Here is a 22,319-nt window from a genome sequence, read left to right on the forward strand (position 1 = left end):
CGCGGAGTCGTTGTTGCAGCGCTGGCAAGAGCACCCCGGCGAGCGCCACGAACTCAGCTCGCTGCTCGATGAACTGACCACCCTCGGCCAGAGCGCTCATCTGGCCAACTTGTGGCAGGTCGATGAGCTTTGCGAAGCGCTGCTGGATCTTTACGGTGCGGTGGAAGAGAGCAGCCTGGCGGCCGATGCGCGCTTCTTCGAGGAGGCGCAGCACGCTCATGAAGCGCTGATCGACATGCTCGACCAGATCGCCGCAGGCCAGGAGGTGGAGCCTTGCCCGGAGCGACTGCATGCGCTGCGCGCGCTGTTGGAAGAAGGGCTCGATCCCGGCGCCATGGGCCTGGTGCGCAGCCACGGCGATGGACCGGCGAGCATCGCCGAACTGGGCAGCGTCACCCGCGAACTGACCAGTCAGGCGGATGACAGCGAGCTGGTGGAGCTTTTCCTCGAAGAAGCCATCGACGTCCTCGACAGCGCCGACCAGGCGCTGGCGCGCTGGCTGCAAGACCCGGAAAACGCCTCGGCGCTCTCCTCGTTGCAACGCGACCTGCAAACCCTCAAGGGCGGCGCGCAGATGGCCGGCATCGGCGCGCTGGATGTGCTCGCCCATGAACTGGAATTGCTTTACGAAGGGCTGGTCGACCGACGCTACAGCCCTTCACCGTCGTTGAGCGGTTTATTGCGCGGCAGCCACGCGCTGTTGGCGCGGATGCTGGCGCAAATCAGCCAGGGCCAGCCGCTGGAGTCGGTGGTGGAAACCCTCGCCGGGCTGCGCGAATTCCGCCACAACGCGGTGCCCCAGGCCGGCGCTGCCAAACCCGGCGCTCAGGTGGCGCAGGAAGGCGACAAGGAACTGCTGGAAGTCTTCCTCGAAGAAGGCGTGGATATCGTTGAAAGCGCCGCCGCGGCGCTGACCCGCTGGCAGGCCGACCCGCGCAACAGCGTCGAAGTGGAAAACCTCCTGCGCGACCTGCACACCCTCAAGGGCGGCGCGCGGATGGTGGAAATCGCGCCCATCGGCGACCTCGCCCACGAACTCGAATTCCTCTACGAACACCTTGCCGCCGGCCAGCTCCAGCCCAGTCCGGCGCTGTTCAGCCTGTTGCAGAACTGCCACGACCGGCTGGCGCACATGCTCGACGCGGTGCGCCTGCAACAGCCGCTGCATGCGGCCACCGCGCTGATCGACTACATCCGCAACTTCAGCAGCGCGGCCCTGAGCGACAGCGCCGCTGCCGCACCGGGCAACGATGCGACGCCGGCCGAAGCACCGGCCCCGGCGCCAGAGCGAGCGGCGCTGGATGTGGTCAAGGTCAACGCCGAGCTGCTCGACGACCTTGGCAACCTGGCCGCCGAAACCTCCATCGCCCGTGGTCGCCTGGAACAGCAGGTCAACGATGCGCAGGTGGCCCTGAATGAAATGGAAACCACCCTGGAGCGCATGCGCGATCAGTTGCGCCGGCTCGACACCGAAACCCAGGGCGGCATCCTCAGCCGTCTGCAGGCCGAAGGCGATGCGCTGGGCTACGAAGACTTCGACCCGCTGGAAATGGACCGCCATTCGCAGTTGCAGCAGTTGTCCCGGGCGCTGTCGGAGTCGGCCTCCGACCTGCTCGACCTGAAAGAAACCCTGACCGTGCGCAACCAGACGGCGCAGGGCCTGTTGCAGCAGCAGGCGCGGGTCAACAGCGAGTTGCAGGAAGGTCTGATGCGCACGCGCATGGTGCCGTTCGAGCGGCTGGTGCCGCGTTTGCAACGGGTGGTGCGCCAGGTTGCCAGCGAGCTGGGCAAGCAGGTCGAACTGGTGGTGGGCAACGCCGAGGGCGAAATGGACCGCAGCGTGCTGGAACGCATGGTCGCGCCGTTGGAACACATGCTGCGCAACGCCGTCGACCACGGTCTGGAAAGCCGCGAAGCGCGGCTGGCGGCGGGCAAGCCGGAATTGGGGATGATCGCCCTGAACCTGCTGCACGAAGGCGCCGACATCGTTATCGAAATGTTTGACGACGGCGCCGGGGTGCCGCTGGAAGCGGTGCGCACCAAGGCCATCAAGCGTGGCCTGCTGGCGCCGGACAGCGAACTCAGCGATCACGAAGTGATGCAGTTCATCCTGCAGCCTGGTTTTTCCACCGCTGAGAAAATCACCCAGATTTCCGGGCGCGGGCTGGGCATGGACGTGGTCCATGAAGAGGTCAAGCAGCTTGGCGGCTCGATGGTTATCAGCTCGGTGCCCGGCAAGGGCGCGCGTTTCCTGATTCGCCTGCCGTTCACCGTCTCGGTCAACCGCGCGCTGATGGTGCATTGCGGCGAGGAACAGTACGCGCTGCCGCTCAATGCCATCGATGGCGTGGTGCGGGTGCCGCCGGCGGAGCTGGAGGCCTGCTACCAACTCGACCCGCCGCGCTACGAATACGCCGGGCATCGCTACGAATTGCGCTACCTCGGTGAATTGCTGCAAGGCGAGCGACAGCCGCGTCTGTTGGGCCAGAGCCTGCCGTTGCCGGTGCTGCTGGTGCAGGCCCATGACCAGCAGTTCGCGGTGCAGGTGGACAGCCTCTCGGCCAGCCGCGAAATCGTGGTCAAGAGCCTCGGCCCGCAGTTCGCCGCGGTGCAGGGCCTGGCCGGAGCGACGCTGCTGGGCGACGGTCGGGTGGTGTTGATCCTCGATCTGCTGGAACAGTTGCGCGCCTTGCACCTGCGCTTGTCGCGGCAGGCCGACACCACCACGCGCCACGCCAATGTGGCGCTGCTCGGTGGTCCGGCGCGGCCACTGTTAGTGCTGGTGGTGGACGATTCGGTGACGGTGCGCAAGGTCACCGGGCGCCTGCTTGAGCGTCACGGCATGAACGTGCTGACCGCCAAGGACGGTGTCGACGCCATGGCCGTGCTGCAGGAGCACCGACCCGACGTGTTGCTGCTGGATATCGAAATGCCGCGGATGGACGGCTTCGAAGTGGCGACCCAGGTCCGCCATGACCCGAAACTGAAGAACCTGCCGATCATCATGATCACCTCGCGGACCGGCCAGAAGCACCGCGACCGGGCCATGGCGATTGGCGTCAACGACTACCTGGGCAAGCCGTACCAGGAATCGGTGCTATTGCAGAGCATCGCCCGCTGGAGCCATTCCCATGCTTGAACAAGGAGCCCGAAACGGCCGTCGCAGCAGCCTGACCGGGCTGTTGCTGCCGTTGAGCGACCGCTGCCTGGTGCTGCCCAACGTGGCGGTGGCTGAACTGATCGGCTACCAGGCCTGCACCCCGGCGCCCGATGAGCCGGCCTGGCTGCTGGGCTGGATCGACTGGCGCAGCCAGCGTCTGCCGTTGCTGAGTTTCGAGGCCGCCTGCGGTGGCCAGACCCAGGTCGGCGAGCGCGCGCGGATTGTCGTGCTCAATGCCCTCGGCGGCGCCCAGCGCAGCTTCTTCGCCTTGCTGGTGCAGGGCATTCCACGGTCCTGCAAGCTCGACAGCCAGCTCAACTACGTCGACGTGCCGCTCAGCGAACTGGAGCTGGCGGCGGTGCAGGTGGGCGAGCAAGTCGCCCGGGTGCCGGATCTGGTCGGTCTGGAACGGCTGCTGCCGCCCGTTTAGAAATCACCCCAGAGTTGCTGCGCCACCGCCAGCGCCACCACCGGCGCGGTTTCGGTGCGCAGCACCCGTGGGCCGAGGCGCGCGGCGTGGAAGCCGGCGGCCTTGGCCTGATCGACTTCCGCCTCGGACAAACCGCCTTCCGGGCCGATCAGAAACGCCAGGCTGTCCGGCCGGGCATGGCTGACCAGCGGCTCGGCCACCGGGTGCAGGACCAGCTTGAGTTGCTCGTCGCTACTGGCCAGCCATTCGGTCAGGGTGAGCGGCGGGTTGATCCGCGGCACGCTGGAGCGCCCGCACTGTTCACAGGCGCTGATCGCCACCTGGCGCCAGTGGGCCAGGCGCTTGTCGGCGCGCTCGTCTTTCAGGCGCACTTCGCAGCGTTCGCTGACGATCGGCGTGATCACATTGACGCCCAGTTCGGTGGCTTTCTGTATCGCCCAGTCCATCCGCTCGCCACGGGACAGACCCTGGCCGAGGTGGATGTGCAGCGAAGATTCGGCCTGGCCGGGGAGGGCTTCGGTGAGGCTGACGCGCACGGTTTTCTTGCCGACTTCGAGCAGTTGGCCGAGGTATTCCTGGCCGCTGCCGTCGAACAGTTGCACGGCATCGCCGACGGCCATGCGCAGCACGCGGCCGATGTAGTGGGCCTGGGTTTCAGGTAGATCGTGTTCGCCGAGGCTGAGCGGGGCGTCGATGAAAAAGCGGGAGAGTCTCATGGTCGGGCTCGGTTACAGAATTGAGGTGTCAGGGCCTTCGCGAGCAAGCTCGCTCCTACAAACGATCGGCAAACTGTAGGAGCGAGCTTGCTCGCGATGAGGCCCTCACGGGCGAAAAACGATCAGGATCAACCCGGATCGCGGAAATCAGGATGGAAATTGGCCGGCACCGCCACGCTCACACTGTTCCGCGTCGCCAGGTCGATCCCTTCACTGGCCACGTCAGCCAGGAAGTCGATCTGCTCCGGGGTGATCACGTACGGCGGCAGGAAATACACCACGCTACCCAGCGGACGCAGCAGCGCGCCGCGGGTCAGGGCGTGTTCGAAGACTTTCAGGCCGCGGCGCTCCTGCCACGGATAGGCGGTCTTGCTGGCCTTGTCCTGGACCATCTCGATCGCCAGGGCCATGCCGGTCTGGCGTACTTCGGCCACATGCGGGTGGTCCACCAGATGGGCGGTGGCACTGGCCATGCGCTGGGAAAGGGCCTTGTTGGCTTCGATCACGTTGTCCTGTTCGAAGATGTCCAGGGTCGCCAACGCCGCGGCGCAGGCCAGCGGGTTGCCGGTGTAGCTGTGGGAATGCAGGAAGGCGCGCAGGGTCGAGTAGTCGTCGTAGAACGCACCGTAGACATCGTCGGTGGTCAGGCACGCGGCCAGCGGCAGGTAACCGCCGGTCAGGGCCTTGGACAGGCAGAGGAAGTCCGGGCGGATGCCGGCCTGCTCGCAGGCGAACATGGTGCCGGTGCGGCCGAAGCCCACGGCGATCTCGTCGTGGATCAGGTGCACTTCATAGCGATCGCAGGCCTCGCGCAGCAGCTTGAGGTACACCGGGTGGTACATGCGCATGCCGCCGGCGCCCTGGATCAGCGGTTCGACGATCACTGCGGCGATGCTGTCGTGGTGCTCGGCCAGGGTCTGCTCCATGGCGGCGAACATCGTGCGCGAGTGGTCTTCCCAGCTCACGCCCTCGGGGCGCAGGTAGCAGTCGGGGCTTGGCACCTTGAAGGTGTCGAGCAGCAGCGCCTTGTAGGTTTCGGTGAACAGCGGCACGTCGCCCACGGACATCGCGGCGATGGTCTCGCCGTGGTAGCTGTTGCTCAGGGTGACGAAGCGTTTCTTCTCCGGGCGACCCTTGTTCAGCCAGTAGTGGAAGCTCATTTTCAGCGCCACTTCGATGCAGGACGAACCGTTATCGGCGTAGAAGCACCGGGTCAGCCCTTCCGGGGTGAGCTTGACCAGGCGCTCGGACAGCTCGATCACCGGCTGGTGGCTGAAGCCTGCGAGGATCACGTGCTCCAGTTGGTCGACCTGATCCTTGATGCGCTGGTTGATGCGCGGGTTGGCGTGGCCGAACACGTTGACCCACCAGGAGCTGACCGCGTCCAGGTAGCGCTTGCCTTCGAAGTCTTCGAGCCACACCCCTTCGCCGCGCTTGATGGGGATCAGCGGCAGTTGCTCGTGGTCTTTCATCTGGGTGCAGGGGTGCCAGAGGACCTTGAGGTCACGCTGCATCCACTGTTGATTAAGGCCCATTGGCATTCTCCTGGCGGCACGGGTTGCGGACATCCGCGCAAGCCTATGCAAAGCGCCCGGCCACCACAACCCGTGGCGACCAATCGGCCGGACCCTTGCTGGCGGGCATGGTCGGGGTGACGTATCCTGCACGGCATCTGCCCGGGGCGTTCTTCCCCACCTTTTTCTGCCTTTGATCCGGAGTTCGACACATGTCTGCTGGTTGGCTGCGCGGCTGCGCGCTGGTGTTTATTGGGCTGTTCAGCGCGGGGGCGATGGCGGCGGCGAAGACCCCTACGGCCATCGTGGTCGGCGGCGGACTGGCGGGCCTGACCGCGGCGTACGAGCTGCAGAACAAGGGCTGGCAGGTCACCTTGCTGGAAGCCAAGTCCAGCATTGGCGGGCGTTCGGGCCTGGCCACCAGCGAATGGATCGCCAACAGCAAGGTCCAGCCGGTGCTCAATGAGTACCTGGACAGCTTCAAGCTCACCACCTTGCCCGCCCCGGAATTCGTGCGGACTCCGGGCTACCTGATCGACGGCGAGTATTTCAGTGCCGCCGACCTGACCACCAAGCAACCGGCCACCGCCGAGGCGCTCAAACGCTACGAGAAGACCGTCGACGACCTCGCTGCGTCCATCAGCGACCCGGAAAACCCGGCGGCCAACAGCACCCTGTTCGCCCTCGACCAGATCAACGTTTCCACCTGGCTGGACAAGCTGCAACTGCCGGCCACCGCGCGGCAACTGGTCAACCAGCAGATTCGTACCCGTTATGACGAGCCGTCGCGCCTGTCGCTGCTCTACTTCGCTCAGCAGAACCGCGTCTATCGCGGCGTCAGCGACCGCGACCTGCGCGCCGCCCGCCTCCCAGGCGGCAGCCCGGTGCTGGCCCAGGCCTTCGTCAAACAGTTGAAAACCATCAAGACCAGCTCGCCGGTGACCGCCATCAGCCAGGACAAGGACGGCGTGACCGTCAAGGTCGGCGGTGTCGGCTACCAGGCCGATTACCTGGTGCTGGCCGTGCCGCTGCGTGCCCTGTCGAAGATCCAGATGACCCCGGGCCTGGACAGCCTGCACCTGGCCGCGCTCAAAGGTACCAACTACGGCTGGCGTGACCAGTTGCTGCTGAAGTTCAAGACCCCGGTCTGGGAAAGCCGCGCGCGTATGTCCGGCGAGATTTTCAGCAACACCGGCCTCGGCATGCTGTGGATCGAGCCCGCGCTGAAAGGTGGCGCCAATGTGGTGATCAACCTTTCGGGCGACAACGCCCGCCTGCTGCAGGCGTTTGGCGACAAGCAGATGGTCGATCAGGTGCTGATCCGCCTGCATGCGTTCTATCCACAGGCGCGTGGCGCCTTCACCGGTTATGAAGTGCGCCGCTACAGCACCGACGTCGGTACTGGCGGTTCGTACCTGGCCTATGGCCCGGGGCAGATCAGCAAATACTGGCGCCTGTGGGAGCGTCCGGTGCAACGCGTCGCCTTTGCCGGCGAACACACCGATTCGCTGTACCCGGGCACCCTGGAAGGCGCATTACGTAGCGGCCAGCGTGCCGCCACCCAGGTGCGTGATCTGGCGGCGGGCAAGTCGTTCGATCCGGTCAAATCGGTTGCCGCCACTGCCGCGGCGGGAACGGCTGCCGCAGCGGTCGCCGCGAAGAAAGAGAAAGATGGCGGCGGCGGCTTCTTCTCGCGCCTGTTCGGTGGCGGTGATGACAAGCCTGCTGCGGCCCCTGAAACCGCCAAGGCGGTCGAACCGGCAGCCGCACCGGCTCCGGCAGCAGCGCCTGCGCCTGCCGCGCCGGCAGCCGTTGCACCCGTTGCCAAGGAAGAGCCGGCCAAGGCCGCACCGGTGAAAGCCGCGCCAGCCAAGGCCGCTCCGGCCGCCCATGCGCCGGCGAAGAAGGCCGAGGCCAAGGCGGCGCCAGTGAAGAAACCCGCGCCAACTCCTGCGAAAAAGACCGAAGCCAAAAAGGAGCCGGCGAAGAAGCCGGCCTCCAATACCCAGGCCAAGGCGGGCTGACAAGCCTTTATCCGTGGGAGCGCCCGCTCCCACGGCTCACATCAGCTACAGTCCTTCCCCTGGCGTTAATGTTTCCTTAACGCCCCTGTTGCAGACTAAGTATCGATTTTTCCGATAGTTCAAAGCGAAATTTTCCGCTTTCATTCGATAGATATCCGGTTAGTCTTGGTAGCAATTCTTACGGGGAACCAGGCAAATGCAGCTTCGCAATTCATCTTCTCGTTACGGTCTGATCAGCATTGTCCTGCACTGGGGTGTTGCCCTGGCGGTGTTCGGTCTGTTCGGGCTGGGCCTTTGGATGGTCGGGCTGGATTACTACAGCTCCTGGCGCCATACCGCGCCTGAACTGCATAAAGGCATCGGTCTGACTGTGCTGGCGCTGATGCTGCTGCGGGTGCTGTGGCGCTTTGTCAGCCCGCCGCCTCCTGCCCCGGCCACCCATGACGCTTTCACCCGTTTCGCCGCCAAAGCTGGCCACATGCTGCTCTACGTTGGCCTGTTCGGCGTGTTGATCGCCGGTTACCTGATCTCCACCGCTGAAGGCGCGGGGATCCCGGTATTCGGCTTGTTCGAAGTTCCGGCGCTCGTTTCCGGCCTGCCTGATCAGGCCGATATCGCCGGTGCGATCCACTTCTATCTGGCCTGGGGTCTGGTGATTTTCGCCGGCCTGCACGGGCTGGCTGCTCTAAAACACCACTTTATCGACCGTGACGCGACCCTGGTGCGCATGCTGGGCCGCAAGGCTTGATGTTCAACCTCCACTCCAAAGGAATAGAAAGTATGTTGAAGAAGACTTTTGCCGCTCTGGCGCTCGGTACCGCTCTGCTCTCGGCTGGTCAGGCCATGGCCGCCGATTACAAGATCGACAAGGAAGGCCAGCACGCATTCGTCAACTGGAAGATCAGCCACCTGGGCTACAGCTTCATCCTCGGCACCTTCAAGGAGTTCGACGGTTCGTTCTCCTGGGATGCCGCCAAGCCTGAAGCGAGCAAGATCGCTGTCGACCTGAAGACCGCCAGCGTCTGGTCCAACCACGCTGAACGTGACAAGCACATCGCCAGCAAGGACTTCCTGGACGTCAGCAAATTCCCGGAAGCCAAGTTCGTCTCTACCGCAGTCAAATCGACCGGCGAGAAAACCGCTGACGTGACCGGCGACCTGACCCTGCACGGCGTGACCAAGCCAGTCGTGTTCAAGGCAGTGTTCAACGGCGAAGGCAAGGATCCATGGGGCGGCGAGCGTGCAGGTTTCAACGCTACCACCACCCTGAACCTGAACGACTTCGGCATCAAAGGCCCAGGCCCGTCTTCCCAGACCCTGGACCTGGACATCTCCGTTGAAGGCGTGAAGCAGAAGTAATTTCCGCTGCGCCAACAAAAACGCCGCCCCTTGGGGCGGCGTTTTCGTTTACGGCGTTGACTCAGCGATTGCGGGTCAGCAGCGCCGGTTTCTCACCACGAGGACGGCTCGGCAGTTGCTCGAGCTGTTCGATCGACGGGAAACGGTCGACCTTCGATTCCTTGTGCATGATCTTCGGCTGCTGTTGCGGCTGCTCTTCACGCGGGCTGCGTACGGCCGGTTCCTGGCGATCTTCGCGGGCCGGGCGACGGTTGCGGTTGTTGCTGCCTTCGCGACGTGGCTGGCCATCACGGGCACCACCACCGGTGCGCGGACCACCACCACGTTTCTCGCCGCCAGCCGCTTTGTCGCCGCGTGGAGCGGCGCCATTGCTGCGGGGTGCATTGGCGCGTGGCTGGCCGCTACCTGCGGTGCCGGCGCTGGCGGGTGCGCCCGGACGACGGTTGCGGCCCTGGCCGCCTTTGCCTTGGTAAGGGCTGACGTAGTCGGCGCGGTTACCGAAGTTGTCGACGTCGTCATCCAGGAAGACTTCCGGATCACGGTTTCCCGAGTTGGCTGTCGACGGTGCAGCAGCCTTGGCAGTCTGGGGCTGGCGTGGCTTCTGATCGCGTGGCTTGCGCTCTTGACGACCGCCAGCGGCTTTCTCGGCAGGCTTGTCACCGGCCGGTTTGTCCTTTTCCTTGCCTTTATCCTTGCCCTTGTCCTTGCGGCCCCCGGCATTGCTGCCGTCGGCGCGCTGACCACGGCGCTGGTTGTTCTGCGGGCGTGGCTCGCGGGTTTCCGGCTTCTCGGCCTCGACGGCGGAGAAATCGAAGCCCAGCAGGTCGCCATCCGGGATGCGCTGACGCGTGACGCGTTCGATGCTCTTGAGCAGCTTCTCTTCATCAGGCGCGACCAGCGAGATCGCTTCGCCGGAGCGTCCGGCACGGCCGGTACGGCCGATACGGTGAACGTAGTCTTCCTCGACGTTGGGCAGCTCGAAGTTGACCACGTGAGGCAACTGGTCGATGTCCAGGCCGCGGGCGGCGATGTCGGTTGCGACCAGGATCCGCACGGTGCCGGCCTTGAAGTCGGCCAGGGCTTTGGTGCGGGCGTTCTGGCTCTTGTTGCCGTGGATCGCGGCGGCGGTCAGGCCGTGCTTTTCCAGGTACTCGGCCAGGCGGTTGGCGCCGTGCTTGGTACGGGTGAACACCAGGACCTGTTCCCAGGCGCCAGCGGTGATCAGGTGAGCGAGCAGGGCGCGCTTGTGGCTGGACGGCAGGCGGTAGACGCGTTGTTCGATACGCTCGACGGTGGTGTTCGGCGGCGTGACCTCGATGCGCTCGGGGTTGTGCAGCAGCTTGTCGGCGAGGTCGGTGATGTCTTTGGAGAAGGTCGCCGAGAACAGCAGGTTCTGGCGCTTGGCCGGCAGGCGGGCAAGGACTTTCTTCACATCGTGGATGAAGCCCATGTCGAGCATGCGGTCGGCTTCGTCCAGCACCAGCGTTTCAACGTGGCTGAGGTCGACGCTGCCTTGGCCGGCGAGGTCGAGCAGGCGACCCGGGCAGGCCACCAGCACGTCAACACCGCGGGACATGGCCTGGACCTGCGGGTTCATGCCAACGCCGCCGAAGATGCAGGCGCTGACGAATTTCAGGTCACGGGCGTAGGTCTTGAAGCTGTCGTGGACCTGGGCGGCCAGTTCGCGGGTCGGGGTCAGGACCAGTACGCGCGGCTGGCGCGGGCCATGACGCTGGGACTTGTCCGGGTGACCACCGGGAAACAGACGCTCGAGGATCGGCAAGGCGAAACCGCCGGTTTTACCAGTACCTGTCTGCGCCGCAACCATCAGGTCGCGACCTTGCAACGCGGCGGGAATGGCCCGCTGTTGCACCGGAGTAGGCTGGGTGTAGCCCGCAGCCTCAATAGCGCGGACTAGAGCCTCGGAGAGACCGAGGGAAGCAAAGGACATGAGAAATCCTGTTCTATTGGGGGCTGGGCCCTATGGGATGATCTTGCCTGGCGCGAGGGGCATCGAGGGATGCTGTCGCGTCCGGTCCTGCAGGGTCTTCAATGCGCATCCGGGAGCGGTGAGCGGGCTTTGGGCCTCGCTGTTTTACCGGTCGGGATGCCTTTTGTAAGGCCGAGCGTCCGGGCGTAAGCCTGGCGGGAAGGCCGGAGTATAACAGAGCAATCAGGGAGTGCTGCGTTCCTGCTGCTCAACGGTTTTTGTAATGCCCGCCGTGACATGGCCGTAGCGCGCATGCAGCTCGGCGTAGGCCGGCTCCTGCTTGAAGCGCCGAAGCTCCGCGGCGAAGCGCTGGGCCAGCAGGTCCATGCCGGCGTTGCGGCGTACCGCGAGGTACTGGCGCTGGCGGTCGATGACCAGCGGCAACTCGCTGACGTGCTGTTCCAGGCCCAGTTGGGCAAGCACATGGCGCCCGACGCGGCGGTCGGTGATCACCAGGTCGATGCGTCCGCGTTGCAGCTTGCCGAAGTTGGCTTCCTGGGTCGGTGCGGCTTCGCGGCGAAACAGCGGCGACTCCAGAAACGCCTTGCCGTAGTCATAGCCGGCGGAGGTGCCGACGGTGAGGTCGCGCAGGTCGTCGAGGCTGTTGACCGCATGCGGCCGGTCGTTGGCCTGGAACAGCACGAATTCGACTTCCGACAGCGGTTCGTTGGGGTAGAACAGCTGGCTACTGCGTTGCGCGTTCTGAAAAATATCCAGCACGCCGTCGGCCAGACCCTGGTCGACCATCAGCATGCAGCGCCGCCACGGCATGAATTGCCAGTCCACCTCGACACCCAGGCGCTTGAACACTTCGGCGGTGACTTCGTAGTCGATGCCCTTGGGCTGGCCGTTTTCCTCGTAGGCATAGGGCGCCCACGGATCCGTGACGATACGCAGCCGCTCGGCATGGGCCAGCAGGCTCATGCAGCTCAGTAGCAGGACGGTCAGCAGGCGGGCGAGATAGGGCATGGTGGCTGTATACGGGATGCATCGCGCGAAAGCGAGTGCAGAAAGCCTGGAGTGGCGATGGCGCCGGAATTTACGGACACCATCGCCGGATCGATCAACGCGGCAGCTTGAGATTGTTCCAGATCGCCAGGCTCGGTTCGGCCTGGTTCAGCGTGTAGAAGTGCAGACCCGGTGCGCCGCCTTGCAGCAGTTGTTCGCACATGCGGCTGATGACTTCTTCACCGAACGACTGGATGCTCTTGGCGTCGTCGCCGTAGGCTTCCAGTTGCTTGCGGATCCAGCGTGGCAGCTCGGCGCCGCAGGCGTCGGAGAACCGGGCCAGCTTGCTGTAGTTGGTGATCGGCATGATCCCTGGTACGACCGGGATCTTCACGCCCAGTTTTTCCACGCGCTCGACGAAGTAGAAGTAGCTGTCGGCGTTGAAGAAATACTGGGTGATGGCGCTGTCGGCGCCGGCGTTGGCTTTGCGCACGAAGTTGATCAGATCGTCTTCGAAGCTGCGTGCCTGCGGATGCATCTCCGGGTAGGCGGCCACTTCGATGTGGAAATGATCACCGCTTTCCTGGCGGATGAACTCGACCAGGTCGTTGGCGTAGCGCAGTTCACCGCTGGCCATGCCCATGCCCGAAGGCAGGTCGCCGCGCAGGGCGACGATGCGCTTGATGCCGGCGTCCTTGTACTGGACGAGCAGGTTGCGCAGCTCTTCCTTGCTGTCACCGACACAGGACAGGTGCGGTGCGGCCGGGACCTTCACTTCGTTTTCCAGTTGCAGCACGGTATTCAGGGTGCGGTCGCGGGTCGATCCGCCGGCCCCGTAGGTGCAGGAAAAGAAATCCGGGTTGTAGCTGGCCAGCGTGCGAGCGGTGGCGAGCAGTTTTTCATGTCCAGCGTCGGTCTTGGTCGGGAAGAACTCGAAGCTGTAACGGCGTTCCTGAGTCATTTGAATTTCCTTCAGCCGCAAGCCTCAAGCTGCGAGCTGCAGTGTCAGGCAAGAGCGGCGCAAGGCCGTCGTTGCCTGAAACGTGCAGATCGTAGCTTGTAGCTGCTGTTAGTAGCGGTAGGCGTGTGGCTTGAATGGACCTTCAACGGACACGCCGATGTACTCGGCCTGTTTCGGGGTCAGTTGGGTGATCACGCCGCCGAAGCCGCGAACCATTTCCAGGGCCACTTCTTCGTCGAGTTTCTTCGGCAGGACTTCAACCGTCAGGCGCTCGGCTTTCTGAGCAGCGTTCAGGTCGGCGAACTTCTGGTCGAACAGGAAGATCTGTGCCAGGACCTGGTTGGCGAACGAGCCGTCCATGATCCGGCTTGGGTGACCAGTGGCGTTGCCCAGGTTCACCAGACGGCCTTCGGCCAGCAGGATCAGGTAGTCATCGTTCTGCGGATCGAAGTCGCCATTGCCGGTACGGTGGATCTTGTGGACCTGCGGCTTGACCTCTTCCCATGCCCAGTTCTTGCGCATGAAAGCGGTGTCGATCTCGTTGTCGAAGTGACCGATGTTGCAGACCACGGCGCGCTTCTTCAGGGCCTTGAGCATGTTGGCGTCGCAGACGTTGACGTTACCGGTGGTGGTGACGATCAGGTCGATCTTGCCCAGCAGGGCCGCGTCGATGCTGGCTTCGGTGCCGTCATTGATGCCGTCGATGAACGGCGAAACCAGTTCGAAACCGTCCATGCAGGCTTGCATGGCGCAGATCGGGTCGACTTCGGTGACCTTGACGATCATGCCTTCCTGACGCAGCGACTGGGCCGAGCCCTTGCCCACGTCACCGTAGCCGATCACCAGGGCTTGCTTGCCCGACAGCAGGTGGTCGGTGCCGCGCTTGATGGCATCGTTCAGGCTGTGACGGCAGCCGTACTTGTTGTCGTTCTTGCTCTTGGTGACCGAGTCGTTGACGTTGATTGCCGGGATTTTCAGCTCGCCCTTGGCCAGCATATCCAGCAGGCGGTGTACGCCGGTGGTGGTTTCTTCGGTGACGCCGTGGATCTTGTCCAGCATCGCCGGGTATTTCTTGTGCAGGATTTCGGTCAGGTCGCCGCCGTCGTCGAGGATCATGTTGGCGTCCCACGGCTGACCGTCCTTGAGGATGGTCTGCTCGATGCACCACTCGTATTCCTGCTCGGTTTCACCTTTCCAGGCGAACACCGGGATACCGGCGGCGGCGATGGCGGCAGCGGCCTGGTCCTGGGTGGAGAAGATGTTGCAGGACGACCAGCGCACTTCGGCACCCAGGGCAACCAGGGTTTCGATCAGCACGGCGGTCTGGATGGTCATGTGGATGCAGCCGAGGATTTTCGCGCCCTTGAGTGGCTGCTCTTCCTGGTACTTGCGGCGCAGGCCCATCAGCGCAGGCATTTCCGACTCGGCGATGATGGTTTCGCGACGGCCCCAGGCGGCCAGGGAGATGTCGGCGACTTTGAAATCGTTAAAACCTGCAGGCGTGTTTACAGCGCTCATGAAGAGCCTCCATTCGTAGTGTGCGAATGGGCGCCGTTGTGCGTTAAGGGTCCGCGATGCAGCGTGCGGACAACGCCCCGACCGAGCCTGACAGGGTCAACCTGCTGCAGCGCCCCTCGGTCGGGTGGCGGGAGCGACGGTCGCGGGGGACCATCGCCGAAAAACGCGGGGATTATAGCCGGGCTTTCGCGCGCGCCCAAGGGCCAAAGCGTCGCGTGCGACCGACGACTGGCGGATGGTCGTATGCCGGCGATGGTTTGCGTCCAAAGAATGGGGCTACCATGTAGTGGCAGGGCCTCGGTGGCCCTGCTTCACATGCCAGGCCGGTAGGAGCACGCATGAATTTTCACACCCGCAAATGGGTAAAACCCGAAGACCTCAACCCCAATGGCACCCTGTTCGGTGGCAGCTTGCTGCGCTGGATCGACGAAGAGGCGGCGATCTACGCGATCGTCCAGCTGGGCAACCAGCGCGTGGTGACCAAGTACATCTCCGAAATCAACTTCGTCAGCGCCTCGCGCCAGGGTGACATCATCGAACTGGGCATCACCGCCACCGAGTTCGGCCGTACCTCGATCACCCTCAAGTGCGAAGTCCGCAACAAGATCACCCGCAAGGCGGTGCTTACCGTCGAGCGCATGGTGTTCGTCAATCTGGGCGATGACGGCTTGCCGGCAGCGCATGGACGGACCGAGATCAAGTACATCGAGGACCAGTTCCCGGACAGCGCCGTTGAGTGATTGACTCTTGGGCATCGCGACGGTTCGGCGCCCCGACGAGCTCGCTTCTACAGAATGCGCAATCAACTGTAGGAGCGAGCTTGTTCGCGATGGCCTGCCAAGCAGGCCTGGACGTCAGGTCGCCGGGTGTTCGCTGACGCCCCGCACCACCCGCCCGACCGTCAAGCCCTGCACCAGGATCGACGACAGCACCACGATGTAGGTGATCGACAGCAGCAGGTCACGCTCATCGCCCATTGGCAGCGACAGTGCCAGGGCCACCGACACCCCGCCCCGCAAACCACCCCAGGTCAGTACCCGCACGGTGCCTTTCGGCACGCTGCGCCAGCGCCGCAGCAGGACGATCGCCGGGGCCACGGTCAGCAGGCGCGACAGCAGCACCGCCACCGCCAGCACGCTGCCGGCCGCCAGGTGCATCCAGTTGAACGGCAGCAGCAACAGCTCCAGGCCGATCAGGGCGAACAGCAGGGCGTTGAGCATGTCGTCGATCAGTTCCCAGAAACCGTCCATGTAGCGCCGGGTCATGTCGTTCATGGCCAGGTTGCGGCCCATGTTGCCGATGATCAGACCGGCCACCACCATGGCGATCGGCGCCGAGACGTGCAGTTCGTAGCACATCGCCGAGCCGCCGATGACCAGCGCCAGGGTCAGCATCACCTCGACCTGGTACTGCTCGATGCTCTTGATCATGCGGTAGGTGGCGTAGCCGATGATGCCGCCGAAGACCACGCCGCCAATCGCTTCACGAACGAACAGCATCGCGGTTTCCGAGACGCTCGGGGTTTCGCCGAGCTGGACGATGCCCAGCAACACGGTGAACACCACCACCGCGGTGCCGTCGTTGAACAGCGATTCACCAACGATGGTGGTTTTCAGCGGTTTCGAGGCATTGGCGGTACGCAGCGCGCCGAGCACGGCAATTGGGTCGGTGGGCGAGATCAGGGCGCCGAACAGCAGGCAGTAGATCAGGCTGACGTTCCAGCCGAACAAGGCGAACACCCAGTGCGCGAGAAAGCCGATCACGGTTGTGGCGATCAGTACGCCGAGGGTGGCCAGCAGGCCGATCGGCCAGCGGTAGCTGCGCAGGTCGGCAAGGTTGACGTGCAGGGCGCCGGCGAACAGCAGGAACGATAGCATCCAGTGCATCAACAGGTCGTTGAAGTCGATTTGGTTCATCAGGCCTTCGACGCGTTCTTCCAGACCCGGGTAACCGACCAGGCTCAGGGCCTGGAGCATCAGGGAGAACAGCAGGGCGGTGACCATGACGCCGATGGCGGGCGGCAGGCCGATAAAGCGGTAATTCACATAAGTGAGGAGGGTGGTAAGGCAGATAAACGCGGCAACTAACTCAAGCATCCTAGGTCCTGTATTGGCTTCCAAGTCGGTGCCCGAACGAGGCGGGCAAAGACTTTGATGGCCTTTTGACCGTTTCGGGACACAGTTTTTTTCAATGTCGCCATTGACAGCGCGCTGGCTGTTTTGTTGCCGCTGGTTGAAACTTCGCCGTCCGGTTACGGACCCTGTCCGCAGATGGCGAAGGAATCGAGACGTGGTAGCGACTTCACTGGTGCTGGTCGCGGCACTGCTGCATGCAACCTGGAATACCCTGATCAAATTCAGCGGCGAGCGCCTTCTGGTGATCGCCAGCATGGATACCGTAGCCCTAGTGTTTGCGCTGGTGATGGTCGGTTTCGTCCAGTTGCCGCCGGCGGATATCTGGCCATGGCTGCTGGCGTCGGCGGGGTTCGAGCTGGTTTACCGGATCCTGCTGATCAAGGCGTATCGAGTGGGTGACCTTGGCCTGGTCTATCCGCTGATGCGCGGCTTGTCGCCGTTGGTGGTGCTGGCGCTGACGCTGGTATTCGCCGGCGAAGACCTGAGCAGCCAGCAGATCATCGGCATCCTGCTGATTCCGTGCGGCATGGCCTGCCTGCTCTGGCGCGGGGGCGGCGGCGATCGCCTGCCGTGGTCGATGCTGCCGGTGGTGGCGTTGATCGGCCTGTGCATCGGCTGCTACACCTGGCTCGACGGCCAGGCGATCCGACGCTGGTCGCAACCGCTGGATTATCTGGTGTGGCTGACGCTGGCGTGCTCCCTGCCATTTCCGCTGCTGGCGAGCGTGTCGCGGCGCGCGCCGTTCGTGCTGTTCTGGCGAACCCAATGGAAGCTTGGCCTGGCGGTGGGTGTCTGCGTATTGCTCAGCTACGCTCTGGTGCTCTGGGCGATGCACCTCGGGTCGGTGGCCGAAGCGGCGGCGCTGCGCGAGGTCAGTGTGATCCTGGTGGTGCTGCTGGGCATGCGCTACCTCAAAGAACCTTTCGGTGGGCCCAGGCTCTTAGCGTGTGCGCTGGTGCTGATCGGCATGCTGGTGATGAAGCTCTGAGCCGGCGCGAATTTCGATTTTGACAAGGACTGAACCATGACTGTTGCTTTCTGGTGTGTATTGATCGCCCTGTGCCTGCCGTACCTGTGTACGAGCGTCGCCAAGTTCGGCAGCGGGCGTTTCAACCTGCGCCACAACCATGATCCCCGGGCCTTCCTCGACAACCTCGAAGGCTGGCCGCGCCGGGCGCACGCGGCGCAGATGAACAGCTTCGAGATTTTGCCGGCGTTCATCGCGGCGGTGCTGATCGCCGACGTTGTCGGCAATGCCGAGCAGGTCACCCAGGATGTGCTGGCGGTGCTGTTCATCACCAGCCGCCTGCTTTACATCATCTGCTACCTGGCGGACTGGGCGGCGCTGCGGTCGGTGGTGTGGTTTGCCGGGGTTGGGTTGATCATCAGTTTCTTTGTGGTTTCGGCCTGATTTCAGGGCCTCATCGCTGGCAAGCCAGCGCCCACAGGTTACACACGACCCCGTGGGAGCCGGCTTGCCGGCGATGAGGCCCCCATAAACTACTGCTTACTTGGCCTCGGTCTGCGGCACCGCCGGCAAGGCCATCCCCTTCGGCCACAGCAACCAGATCTGCCCCTGCTGCTTCATGTCCCCCGCCAGCTTGCCGGCCGCTTCGCCCGTTCCCCAGAACAGGTCCGCGCGCACTTCACCGGCGATTGCGCCGCCCGTGTCCTGCGCCGCCACCGGACGTACCACCGGGCTGCCGTCGGGACGGGTGGTGGACAGCCAGAGCAGGCTGCCCAGCGGGATCACCTTGCGGTCAATCGCCACGCTATAGCCTGCGGTCAGCGGTACGTTAAGCGAACCGCGCGGGCCTTCATTGCTGTCCGGACGGGTGCTGAAGAACACGTAGCTGGGGTTGCTCGCCAGCAATTCCGGCACCCGCGTCGGGTTGGCCTGGGCCCAGGCGTGGATGGCGCCCATGGTCACGTCTTCTTTGTTCAATTGACCCTGCTCAACCAGCCAGCGGCCCACCGGACGATAAGGATGGCCGTTCTGGTCGGCGTAGCCCAGGCGCAGTTGCCGGCCGTTATCGAGCTGGACGCGGCCCGAGCCCTGGATCTGCAGGAATTGCAGGTCCATCGGGTCAGTCAGCCAGGCCACGACCGGCGCTTTCACGCCCTGGCGCTGGATCACTTCGGCAGTGTCGTAGGGCTTGAGGGTGCGGCCTTCGAGGCGGCCCCGCAGGCGCTTGCCCTTGAGTTCGGGATAGACGCTATCCAGCGCCACCACGATCAGGTCGTCGGGGATGCCGTATACCGGCACGTTGGCGCGCTCGGTGCGGGTTTCGCTGCCGGGATAGACCGGCTCGTAGTAGCCGGTGATCAGGCCGCTGGCGTTGTTTTCCGCCGAGCGCAGGCTGTAGACCTCCAACTGATTACCGAGGAAGTCGCGGATCTGCCGGGCATCCGCCGGGACGTTGGCCGCTGCGGCGCAGGTCGGGCCCCAGGCCGGGTCGTTCTTGAGGCGCTGGCAGGCGCTGCGCCAGGCTTCGAAGCCGGCCACCAGATCGGCTTCGGCGACGCTCGGCAGGTCTTGCCAGGTGGCGTGGGTGTAGGTGGCGACCGGGTGCGGTTTGGATTTTTCCGGGGCGCCGCCGTTGCAGCCGGCGAGCAGGGCGAACAGGGAGAGGGTCCAGCCGAGGCGGCGCAGGGGAATATTCATGCGGGTATTTCCTTTGCGGGTCGTGCGGGCGCGAGGGCCGTTGTCCAACCCGTAGTTTTCTTGGGGGTATTGGTCTTTGCCGGTGAGGCGAGGATACTGGCCGCCTTTTTTACCGTGAGCCGTTGATGACCATGATGCTCAAGCGTTGTTCCGTTGTACTCCTGGCCTGCCTGACCCTGACCGCCTGTGGCGGGGTCGATCCGAATTCGCCGCTGGGCCAGCGCAAGGCCATCTTCAAGCAGATGCTCAAGACCAGCGAGGACATGGGCGGCATGTTGCGCGGGCGCGTGACCTTCGACGGGCAGAAATTCGCCGATGGCGCGGTCAAGCTCGACGGGCTGTCCCGTGAGCCGTGGAAACATTTTCCGCAGGTCAAGGAAACGGATGATACCAGCGCCCGGGCGGATGTCTGGGAGAAGCAGGCGCGGTTCGAGGAACTGGCGCGGCAACTCGAAGCGACGACGGCCGAGCTTGTGACCGTCACCCGGGTTCAGCCGTTGCAGGCCGCGCAGTTGCAGGCGCCGATGGACAAGGTCGAGGCGGCTTGCAAGGCGTGTCATACCGAGTTCAGGAATCACTGAGAAACAGTGATCGCGACGGTTCGGCGGGTGCCGAACCGTCGCGATGCCTGAAGAACCGCCTTACTTCTCCAGTTCCTGCAGCGCGTTCTGCAGTTCCTTATTGGCTTCGGCCAGTTTGTCCTTGCGCTTGTTGATTTTCTCCGAGTCGCCTTTCTTCATGGCCTTGTCCAGGTCTTTCGTGCGCTGGGAGACTTCGTGGCGGGCGTCGAGAACTTTCTTTTCGCGCTCTTTGCGCAGGCCGGCGTCGGTGCAGTTGGCCTTCACTTCGCTCAGGGCCTTTTCCAGCCCGGCTTGCTGCTCGGCGTTGCCGTGGCTGCGGGCCTGTTCGATCTGGACGCTGATGGCCTGCTGCTTGGCGGCGCATCCGGTCAGGCCCGGCTGTTCTTCGGCGGCCAGCACAGGGGCCGCGAGTACAGCGCAGAGGGTGAACAGGGCAAGCGGGGAAATCGATTTCATAAAAGCTCCGTCGTCGGGCAAGCAGAACCCGTGATGCTGCCCTGATCCACGGGATTTAGAAACCCTCGATTGCATGTTCGGCCAGACGAACGGCGAGCTTCCTGACCTGCGGATCGTTGAAGAACGCCACCAGTTGCCCCGCGCGCAGCGGCCCGATACCCGGCTCCTGTTGCCATTGCGCGGCGCTGCGTGAGGCCAGTACCGCCCAGGAATCGCCCAGGTTAGTTTGTTTCGGCGCCGGCACCCCCAGCGCCCTGGCCCAGCGGTTGAATGGCTGGGCGCGTGCCTGGCCAAAGGCGGTATGCAACTGCTGGCTGCTGCGTTCGGCGATGCCGTTGATGCTCAGCAGGTCGTCCGGCTGCAGGTCGAGCCAGTCGGCAAGGCTGTTCAGCCGACCGGCGTCGAGCAGTTTGTTCCAGGTGCCGGGGCCGACGCCTGGCATGTTCAGCCCCTGTTTGCCCGCCAGCCAGGTCAGGCGTTCGAGAAACTGCTCGCGGCAGCCGACGTCTGGCTGCCAGCAACTGAGCGGGTGATAGGTGTCCAGCGCAGGCGGTGTCACGTTGTTGTGCCGGGGGCCGCGCTCGGTGACCGCTTCGATCCGCGGGATGGTCAGCCCGGCGAGGCTGAGGGTGATCTGGTCGCCGGGCTGGATATCCAGTTGCTGCCAGCGTTGCAGCGAGCCGGCGCTGACCTGGCGCACCAGGCGGTCGTCGAGGCGCACCGGTTCGAGCTGGATGACCGGGGTGATGCGGCCGGTTCGGCCAACCCGGAAGTGCACGTCCCGCACATCGGCCACGGCCTGGGCGAACGGGTATTTCCACGCCGCGCTCCAGTGCGACGCCCGCGGCTGCCAGCGTTCCGCCGGCGGTTGCCGAGCCTGATGCAGCACCACTCCGTCGCTGGCGAATGGCAGGGGCGAGCGATACCAGTGCTGGCGCCAGCGCACGGCGTCTTCGAGGCGGTTGACCGGCTGGCTGTAGGTTTCGCTGTTGCGCAGGCCAAGGGCGGTGAGCCGGGCGAGGCGTTCACGGGGATCTTGCGGGCCATCGGGCCAGGCCCAGATGAACAGGCCCAGGTTGCGCCCGTCTTCGGCGCTGACCTGATGCCGAGCCAGCAGGCCGGCGACCCGGCTGCGCGCGTTGAGGCTGCCGGCGCTGGCCTGGACATGGCCGTCCAGGCGCCAGAACAGCTCGCCTTGCAGGGTCAGGTCGCGGGCTTCGTCGAGGTTGCGCAGGGCAGGGTCGAGGACGGGGATATGCCGGCTCCAGTCATGACCGGTGCTGCCATCGCCGCGGCTGATCAGTTGCACCAGTGTGCCGCCCTGATAGATCAGCGTCGCCGCTACGCCATCGACCTTGGGCTGGACCCACACGTCTTGCCGGCCTTTGAGCCAGGCCGCGACGGCGTTCTCGTCCGCCAGCTTGTCGAGGCCGGTGTGCGCCACCGGATGGCGGATCGGGCCGGCCGCGCTGGCCAGCGGGTTGGCGGTGTTGATATCGGTGCCGGGGAAACAGCCTTGCAGACGGTGCAGGCGTGCGCGGTGCTGGTCGTACAGTTCGTCGCTGACCAGCGAGACACCGAGGCGGTGGTAGTGGTCGTCCCAGATGGCCAGGCGGTCCCGCAGTTCAGTGAGCTGGCGGGTGGCAACGCTGCCGGTCCAGTCGGGACAGGCCTGGGCGAAGGCCGGGACGGAAAGGAAAAACAACAGCAGGGCGGTGATCAACGGCATGACGAGCGTCCTTGCTCGGCGGAATGGAAATCACAGCCTAGGAATAGAGTGCCCAAGGTGTTTGGCCCGGTGTGTCAGGCCATGTTTCTACGCCGCGAAACCGCTTGAAAGCGGCGCGGCGATGCAACGCTCG

General features: G+C 64.3%; 19 protein-coding genes and 1 riboswitch. Of the genes, 9 read left to right on the plus strand and 10 right to left on the minus strand.

Annotated features, from left to right (window positions below; translation table 11 throughout):
• Both NTD88_RS17985 and NTD88_RS17990 read left to right on the plus strand, forming a co-directional pair.
• The coding region (locus NTD88_RS17985; RefSeq protein ID WP_262191741.1) for a response regulator at positions 1-3,139 on the plus strand (3,139 nt) is incomplete at its 5' end.
• On the plus strand, positions 3,132-3,590 hold the full coding sequence (locus NTD88_RS17990) for a chemotaxis protein CheW (protein ID WP_095155864.1): 459 nt from the start codon (positions 3,132-3,134) through the stop codon (positions 3,588-3,590). The genes NTD88_RS17985 and NTD88_RS17990, both read left to right, overlap by 8 nt.
• On the opposite strand, the gene NTD88_RS17995 is transcribed toward NTD88_RS17990, so the two are convergent.
• Both NTD88_RS17995 and NTD88_RS18000 read right to left on the minus strand, forming a co-directional pair.
• Complete coding sequence (locus tag NTD88_RS17995) at positions 3,587-4,306, minus strand: 16S rRNA (uracil(1498)-N(3))-methyltransferase (RefSeq protein WP_095155865.1); 720 nt, start codon at positions 4,304-4,306, stop codon at positions 3,587-3,589. The genes NTD88_RS17990 and NTD88_RS17995 overlap by 4 nt on opposite strands.
• A gap of 128 nt (positions 4,307-4,434) precedes the next feature.
• On the minus strand, positions 4,435-5,841 hold the full coding sequence (locus NTD88_RS18000) for an adenosylmethionine--8-amino-7-oxononanoate transaminase (RefSeq protein WP_262153840.1): 1,407 nt from the start codon (positions 5,839-5,841) through the stop codon (positions 4,435-4,437).
• 191 nt (positions 5,842-6,032) lie between these two features.
• Between NTD88_RS18000 and NTD88_RS18005 the strand changes: the two genes are divergently transcribed.
• The 3 genes from NTD88_RS18005 (at position 6,033) to NTD88_RS18015 (ending at position 9,203) form a co-directional block, all read left to right on the plus strand.
• Positions 6,033-7,844, plus strand: coding sequence for a flavin monoamine oxidase family protein (locus NTD88_RS18005; RefSeq protein ID WP_262153841.1), 1,812 nt, complete (start codon positions 6,033-6,035; stop codon positions 7,842-7,844).
• A gap of 196 nt (positions 7,845-8,040) precedes the next feature.
• A complete protein-coding gene (locus tag NTD88_RS18010) occupies positions 8,041-8,592 on the plus strand; it encodes a cytochrome b (protein WP_175653882.1) in 552 nt (183 codons plus the stop codon).
• Positions 8,593-8,624: 32 nt separating this feature from the next.
• Positions 8,625-9,203, plus strand: coding sequence for a YceI family protein (locus NTD88_RS18015; RefSeq protein ID WP_095155869.1), 579 nt, complete (start codon positions 8,625-8,627; stop codon positions 9,201-9,203).
• A gap of 61 nt (positions 9,204-9,264) precedes the next feature.
• Here NTD88_RS18015 and NTD88_RS18020 read toward each other — a convergent pair whose 3' ends face one another.
• The 4 genes from NTD88_RS18020 to ahcY form a co-directional block, all read right to left on the minus strand.
• Positions 9,265-11,154: a DEAD/DEAH box helicase gene (locus tag NTD88_RS18020; protein WP_095155870.1), complete on the minus strand. Its 1,890-nt coding sequence runs from the start codon at positions 11,152-11,154 to the stop codon at positions 9,265-9,267.
• A gap of 222 nt (positions 11,155-11,376) precedes the next feature.
• On the minus strand, positions 11,377-12,162 hold the full coding sequence (locus NTD88_RS18025; protein ID WP_262129866.1) for a substrate-binding periplasmic protein: 786 nt from the start codon (positions 12,160-12,162) through the stop codon (positions 11,377-11,379).
• Positions 12,163-12,256: 94 nt separating this feature from the next.
• Positions 12,257-13,102: a methylenetetrahydrofolate reductase [NAD(P)H] gene (metF, locus tag NTD88_RS18030; RefSeq protein WP_095155872.1), complete on the minus strand. Its 846-nt coding sequence runs from the start codon at positions 13,100-13,102 to the stop codon at positions 12,257-12,259.
• 108 nt (positions 13,103-13,210) lie between these two features.
• Positions 13,211-14,620, minus strand: a complete 1,410-nt coding sequence (ahcY, locus tag NTD88_RS18035) for an adenosylhomocysteinase (protein ID WP_095155873.1) — start codon at positions 14,618-14,620, stop codon at positions 13,211-13,213.
• Positions 14,621-14,641: 21 nt separating this feature from the next.
• Positions 14,642-14,744, minus strand: a riboswitch (S-adenosyl-L-homocysteine riboswitch).
• 214 nt (positions 14,745-14,958) lie between these two features.
• Here ahcY and NTD88_RS18040 point away from each other — a divergent pair.
• Entirely contained in the window at positions 14,959-15,360 is a 402-nt protein-coding gene (locus tag NTD88_RS18040) for an acyl-CoA thioesterase (RefSeq protein ID WP_095155874.1), read from the plus strand.
• A 114-nt stretch (positions 15,361-15,474) separates the two neighbouring features.
• Here NTD88_RS18040 and NTD88_RS18045 read toward each other — a convergent pair whose 3' ends face one another.
• The gene (locus NTD88_RS18045) at positions 15,475-16,716 is read right to left on the minus strand and encodes a cation:proton antiporter (RefSeq protein ID WP_262153842.1); all 1,242 of its coding nucleotides are present in this window, start codon (positions 16,714-16,716) and stop codon (positions 15,475-15,477) included.
• 193 nt (positions 16,717-16,909) lie between these two features.
• On the opposite strand from NTD88_RS18045, the gene NTD88_RS18050 reads away from it, so the two are divergent.
• On the plus strand, positions 16,910-17,743 hold the full coding sequence (locus NTD88_RS18050) for a DMT family transporter (protein ID WP_262129867.1): 834 nt from the start codon (positions 16,910-16,912) through the stop codon (positions 17,741-17,743).
• 36 nt (positions 17,744-17,779) lie between these two features.
• Positions 17,780-18,166 carry an MAPEG family protein gene (locus NTD88_RS18055; RefSeq protein WP_095155877.1) on the plus strand — a complete coding sequence of 129 codons (387 nt, stop codon included), beginning with the start codon at positions 17,780-17,782 and terminating at the stop codon, positions 18,164-18,166.
• Positions 18,167-18,262: 96 nt separating this feature from the next.
• On the opposite strand, the gene NTD88_RS18060 is transcribed toward NTD88_RS18055, so the two are convergent.
• Positions 18,263-19,420: a murein transglycosylase A gene (locus tag NTD88_RS18060; protein WP_262153843.1), complete on the minus strand. Its 1,158-nt coding sequence runs from the start codon at positions 19,418-19,420 to the stop codon at positions 18,263-18,265.
• Between the two features lie 131 nt (positions 19,421-19,551).
• Between NTD88_RS18060 and NTD88_RS18065 the strand changes: the two genes are divergently transcribed.
• Positions 19,552-20,001, plus strand: a complete 450-nt coding sequence (locus NTD88_RS18065; protein ID WP_095156111.1) for a c-type cytochrome — start codon at positions 19,552-19,554, stop codon at positions 19,999-20,001.
• A 60-nt stretch (positions 20,002-20,061) separates the two neighbouring features.
• Here the strand turns inward: NTD88_RS18065 and NTD88_RS18070 are convergent, their stop codons facing one another.
• Both NTD88_RS18070 and ligB read right to left on the minus strand, forming a co-directional pair.
• Positions 20,062-20,457, minus strand: coding sequence for a DUF1090 domain-containing protein (locus tag NTD88_RS18070; RefSeq protein ID WP_095155879.1), 396 nt, complete (start codon positions 20,455-20,457; stop codon positions 20,062-20,064).
• A gap of 55 nt (positions 20,458-20,512) precedes the next feature.
• Complete coding sequence (gene ligB / locus NTD88_RS18075; RefSeq protein ID WP_262153844.1) at positions 20,513-22,186, minus strand: NAD-dependent DNA ligase LigB; 1,674 nt, start codon at positions 22,184-22,186, stop codon at positions 20,513-20,515.
• Between the last annotated feature and the right edge of the window lie 133 nt (positions 22,187-22,319).

It is taken from the genome of Pseudomonas sp. 20P_3.2_Bac5 (assembly GCF_025466035.1).
In the GTDB taxonomy this organism is placed as follows: Bacteria; Pseudomonadota; Gammaproteobacteria; order Pseudomonadales; family Pseudomonadaceae; genus Aquipseudomonas.

Excerpts from the sequence above, each read along its gene's own strand:
- NTD88_RS17990 (WP_095155864.1), top strand. The coding sequence starts at position 3,132 with ATGCTTGAACAAGGAGCCCGAAACGGCCGTCGCAGCAGCCTGACCGGG.
- NTD88_RS17995 (WP_095155865.1), bottom strand. The coding sequence starts at position 4,306 with ATGAGACTCTCCCGCTTTTTCATCGACGCCCCGCTCAGCCTCGGCGAA.
- NTD88_RS18000 (WP_262153840.1), bottom strand. The coding sequence starts at position 5,841 with ATGGGCCTTAATCAACAGTGGATGCAGCGTGACCTCAAGGTCCTCTGG.
- NTD88_RS18005 (WP_262153841.1), top strand. The coding sequence starts at position 6,033 with ATGTCTGCTGGTTGGCTGCGCGGCTGCGCGCTGGTGTTTATTGGGCTG.
- NTD88_RS18010 (WP_175653882.1), top strand. The coding sequence starts at position 8,041 with ATGCAGCTTCGCAATTCATCTTCTCGTTACGGTCTGATCAGCATTGTC.
- NTD88_RS18015 (WP_095155869.1), top strand. The coding sequence starts at position 8,625 with ATGTTGAAGAAGACTTTTGCCGCTCTGGCGCTCGGTACCGCTCTGCTC.
- NTD88_RS18020 (WP_095155870.1), bottom strand. The coding sequence starts at position 11,154 with ATGTCCTTTGCTTCCCTCGGTCTCTCCGAGGCTCTAGTCCGCGCTATT.
- NTD88_RS18025 (WP_262129866.1), bottom strand. The coding sequence starts at position 12,162 with ATGCCCTATCTCGCCCGCCTGCTGACCGTCCTGCTACTGAGCTGCATG.
- metF (WP_095155872.1), bottom strand. The coding sequence starts at position 13,102 with ATGACTCAGGAACGCCGTTACAGCTTCGAGTTCTTCCCGACCAAGACC.
- ahcY (WP_095155873.1), bottom strand. The coding sequence starts at position 14,620 with ATGAGCGCTGTAAACACGCCTGCAGGTTTTAACGATTTCAAAGTCGCC.
- NTD88_RS18040 (WP_095155874.1), top strand. The coding sequence starts at position 14,959 with ATGAATTTTCACACCCGCAAATGGGTAAAACCCGAAGACCTCAACCCC.
- NTD88_RS18045 (WP_262153842.1), bottom strand. The coding sequence starts at position 16,716 with ATGCTTGAGTTAGTTGCCGCGTTTATCTGCCTTACCACCCTCCTCACT.
- NTD88_RS18055 (WP_095155877.1), top strand. The coding sequence starts at position 17,780 with ATGACTGTTGCTTTCTGGTGTGTATTGATCGCCCTGTGCCTGCCGTAC.
- NTD88_RS18060 (WP_262153843.1), bottom strand. The coding sequence starts at position 19,420 with ATGAATATTCCCCTGCGCCGCCTCGGCTGGACCCTCTCCCTGTTCGCC.
- NTD88_RS18065 (WP_095156111.1), top strand. The coding sequence starts at position 19,552 with ATGATGCTCAAGCGTTGTTCCGTTGTACTCCTGGCCTGCCTGACCCTG.
- NTD88_RS18070 (WP_095155879.1), bottom strand. The coding sequence starts at position 20,457 with ATGAAATCGATTTCCCCGCTTGCCCTGTTCACCCTCTGCGCTGTACTC.
- ligB (WP_262153844.1), bottom strand. The coding sequence starts at position 22,186 with ATGCCGTTGATCACCGCCCTGCTGTTGTTTTTCCTTTCCGTCCCGGCC.